This window comes from Limnohabitans sp. MMS-10A-192 (genome assembly GCF_003063335.1).
Taxonomy (GTDB): domain Bacteria; phylum Pseudomonadota; class Gammaproteobacteria; order Burkholderiales; family Burkholderiaceae_C; genus Limnohabitans_A.
On the sequence record NZ_NERX01000018.1, the window covers coordinates 1 to 3,771 of the forward strand.

A 3,771-nucleotide genomic window follows, 5' to 3' on the forward strand; every position below is an offset into this window, starting at 1 on the left:
ATCTTTTGCGGGATTTTGAAGTTGAGTTACTTCGGCAAGGATACAAACCAAGTACCGTTGCCAAAAAGAAGAAGTTGTTTGCTGATCTGAACGATTGGCTGCAGGTCCACGAACTATCCGCAGGTGATCTATCGTTCCAACTGGTGGATCGTTTCTTATTTGATCGCCGCTCTGCTGGCTACTCTAGACACAAGACGCATGAAACACTGCGTCCGATCCTGGACTATCTCTGTCGGCTGAAGATCACGCCTCCTCTTGAGGCGCCAGTATCCCCAAACCCCGCAAGCGCAATTCTCGATCGATACCGAATCTTCCTGACGGCAGAACGCAGCTTGGCCATGGTAACGGCCGCGCGGTATATCGATTGCCTGCGTCCATTCCTGTCCCAAAGGGTACTTGAAGGTGGTCTCGATCTCCGGAATCTGAAATCGGCCGATGTCACCGCCTTCGTGGTTGCGAGGTGTCCGCAACTGAACGCTGGCGTGGCAAAACTGACGGTCACAGCGCTGCGTTCGTTCCTTGGCTTCCTGCATCTCGATGGCGTCACGGAGCGATCGCTCGTCCACGCTGCACCAAAGGTGCTCCGCCGTCGGCTGGCCGGTCTGCCCAAGGGGCTTGAGCCCGATCAGGTGCGTCGCTTGCTTGCCGCCTGCGATGTCGACACCGCTGTCGGTTGCCGTGATCTGGCAATCTTGACCTTATTGGTCCGGTTCGGTTTGCGGCGCGGAGAGGTTGCTAGGCTCAGGCTTGACGATATTGACTGGCGCGCAGGTACGATCAGTGTTCACGGCAAGGGCAATTGTTATGAACAAGTGCCCCTGCCCCCCGATGTTGGGTATAGAGTCGCCGAATATTTGCAACACGGCCGACCGACGCATGCCAAAGAGCGGACCGTGTTCGTCAGGCACTTGGCACCACATCACGCGCTCAGCACGACCCGTGTGAGCACCATCGTAGCGGACGTCGCTCGGCGCGCTGGCCTTGGGCGAGTGCATGCGCATCGCCTGCGCCACACCGCAGCAACAGAGCTTTTACGAGCCGGTGCATCCTTGCCGGAGATCGGTCAGCTCTTGCGCCACCGCCGCACCGCGACCACGGCGATTTACGCCAAGGTGGACCGTGACAACTTACGTCTGATCGCACGCCCTTGGCCGGAGGGCGCGCTATGAGCAACTTACGAAATTACCTTGTTGATTATTTGAGCATGAGGCGCGCCCTCGGCTACAAGATGGACAAGGCAGAGCGGCTTCTCGGCCAGTTCGTCACCTTCGCCGAAGATCGCGGTGAGACCCATGTTCGGACCGAAACGGCGCTAGCCTGGGCGGATCTCCCTTGCGGTGCAGACGTGATTTGGACCTCCAGACGTCTGGCCGATGTTCGTCTGTTTGCTCGGCACATGCAAACACTCGATCCAATGACCGAGGTGCCGCCCAGAGAACTTCTGCCGGCACGAGGGCGTCGCGCAACGCCATATCTCTACACCGCGCAGGAAATTGCGGATTTGATGCGAGCCACAGCGATCCTGCGTGGATCGCATGTGCAGGCAACCTATCGCACGCTGATCGGCTTGCTGGCGGTGAGCGGCATGCGGATCGGAGAAGCGATAGGACTCGACCGAGATGACTTCGATGCGGGCAGCGGCATGGTTACCATCCGGCACGGCAAGTTCGACAAGGCGCGCGCCTTGCCACTGCATCCGAGCACCGTCGCGGCGCTGAACGAATACCTGTGCCGAGATGATCGCCCCGGTGCGCGGAACACGTCGCCCCTGCTGATCAGTTCGACCGCCAAACGACTGCGCTATACGGGCGTGCAGCCGATCTTCCAAAAACTGCTGCACCATTGCGGCATCGTTGCGCGCTCGACGAGATGTCGACCACGGATTCATGATCTTCGGCACAGCTTTGCTGTCAGCACCATCGCCGATGACTACAGGACAGCCGCTCCCGGCTCTCGCCTTGCGATCCTGTCCACCTATCTTGGTCATACCGATCCTGGCGGTACCTATTGGTACCTGTCAGCCGCGCCGGAGTTACTGGGGCTGGCAGGCGAAAGACTCGATCGTCACCTGCGAGGTGACGTATGACCACCCTCGCCACAACACTACAACTATTCTTCAGTGATCGGCTCATCCGCCAGCGCCAGGTGAGTCCGAACACTCTTCAGGCGTATCGCGACACACTGCGGCTGCTGTTGGTCTTCGCTTCGGAACGATACAGTAAGGTGCCAGCCAAACTCGACATCGACGATCTCGATTCGCCATTGATCGGTGCCTTCCTTGACCATCTGGAGCGCGACAGAAAGAACAGTGTGCGCACCCGCAATGCGCGGTTGGCGGCGATTCGCTCTCTATTCCGTTATGCGGCTCTTCGCCATCCCGAACATGCTGCCACCATCGATCGTGTTCTCGCTATCCCACCGAAACGCTTCGAGCGACGGCTCGTGACCTACCTGAGTGAGGGGGAAATCAAGGCCCTACTGGCCACGCCAAATCGGGCAACCTGGACCGGGCGGCGCGACATGGCCCTGTTCAGCCTCGCGGTCCAGACTGGACTTCGAGCATCCGAACTCATCGGACTGCGCTGCAGCGATGTGCATCTTGGCGCAGGCGCACATGTGGGTTGTAATGGCAAGGGACGTAAGGAGAGGGTCACACCACTGACTTCGAGTACTGTGGCCGTCTTGCGGGTCTGGCTGGCCGAGCGTTCAGGTCAGCCTGGTGAACCACTGTTCCCAACACAAAGTGGACGCACGCTCAGTCGAGATGCGCTTGAACGCCGACTTGCAGGATATGTCGCGGATGCCACTGCTGTTTGTCCATCCCTGACGTGTAAGCGGGTGACCTTGCATGTGCTGCGACATTCTGCTGCCATGCGTCTGTTGCAGGCAGGTATCGACACATCAGTGATAGCGCTCTGGCTTGGTCACGAACAGGTCGAGACGACGCAAATTTACCTGCATGCAGATTTGGGGATCAAAGAACGAGCTTTGGCCAAGACAGCACCAATAGAAACAAAACCCGGTCGCTTCCGCCCGAGTGACAAACTGCTCACCTTCTTGGATGCTCTGTGATTATGCCGACCGCAAAGCAGCGTGCTCCACCACACAGGCCGAGTTGCTGATGTTGGTCGGCATAACCAGGACATCGGCGTAATGCGCCTTATGCCGACATCGGCATAAGCAGCACACGGTGCGAGGCGCTATGGCTGGAGCTCTCAAGAAGAAGCTTGGCCTGGAGATCACATCAGAAAAGCAAAACGGTGCAGACCGCATCTACAGAATCGCAAACCAAGCTGCCTGAGACTCACATGAAAACCATGACCATCACGATTGAACGTAAACCCTTGATCATCCACTTCGATGGCAAGGACATGCAAGTCGAAGAGCTCAGCATCCGCCTGCCCTTTGGCCGCAAGCCCGCGACCATGAGCGAGATCGCTGGCAGCGAAGACTGCACGATCTACATCACCGAAACCCGCGACATGGAGCCAGCAGAGTTCGACAGCTTTGCGATGAACCTGCTCCAGTCTCGCGCTTGGCTCAAAGGCAAGGGCGGGTACTACGCAGATGGCAGACTGTGTGTCGAGGTCCATGCACCCGGTCGCCCTTATCTTTTTATTGACCCATCTGGATCGGACTATGGTCGTTATGTTGCGGCCATATTTATGTGATCCAAGATTGGTTTCTCACTAGAAAGGGCATCTCCAACCCGTGTCTTGACACAACATAATTTCAGCGTTCAGCTGGCAGGTCCACCAACTTTTGGAGACT

Annotated in this window: 5 protein-coding genes; all 5 read left to right on the forward strand. The window is 57.7% G+C overall.

The features are described 5' to 3' along the window. On the forward strand, positions 1-1,169 hold a 1,169-nt coding region (locus tag B9Z43_RS16880), incomplete at its 5' end, for a site-specific integrase (protein WP_199222336.1). Beyond that, positions 1,166-2,086, forward strand: coding sequence for a tyrosine-type recombinase/integrase (locus tag B9Z43_RS16885; protein WP_108327080.1), 921 nt, complete (start codon positions 1,166-1,168; stop codon positions 2,084-2,086). The genes B9Z43_RS16880 and B9Z43_RS16885, both read left to right, overlap by 4 nt. Then, on the forward strand, positions 2,083-3,072 hold the full coding sequence (locus B9Z43_RS16890; protein WP_108327081.1) for a tyrosine-type recombinase/integrase: 990 nt from the start codon (positions 2,083-2,085) through the stop codon (positions 3,070-3,072). The genes B9Z43_RS16885 and B9Z43_RS16890 overlap by 4 nt, the downstream gene beginning before the upstream one ends. Positions 3,073-3,190: 118 nt before the next feature. Further along, positions 3,191-3,301 carry a DUF3489 domain-containing protein gene (locus B9Z43_RS16895; protein WP_369910468.1) on the forward strand — a complete coding sequence of 37 codons (111 nt, stop codon included), beginning with the start codon at positions 3,191-3,193 and terminating at the stop codon, positions 3,299-3,301. 7 nt (positions 3,302-3,308) lie between these two features. Beyond that, complete coding sequence (locus tag B9Z43_RS16900) at positions 3,309-3,671, forward strand: hypothetical protein (RefSeq protein WP_108327083.1); 363 nt, start codon at positions 3,309-3,311, stop codon at positions 3,669-3,671. The last annotated feature ends 100 nt before the right edge of the window (positions 3,672-3,771 follow it).

Bases quoted from the DNA above. Each gene is read 5' to 3' on its own strand.
- B9Z43_RS16900 (WP_108327083.1), top strand. From the start codon at position 3,309: ATGAAAACCATGACCATCACGATTGAACGTAAACCCTTGATCATCCAC.
- B9Z43_RS16890 (WP_108327081.1), top strand. From the start codon at position 2,083: ATGACCACCCTCGCCACAACACTACAACTATTCTTCAGTGATCGGCTC.
- B9Z43_RS16885 (WP_108327080.1), top strand. From the start codon at position 1,166: ATGAGCAACTTACGAAATTACCTTGTTGATTATTTGAGCATGAGGCGC.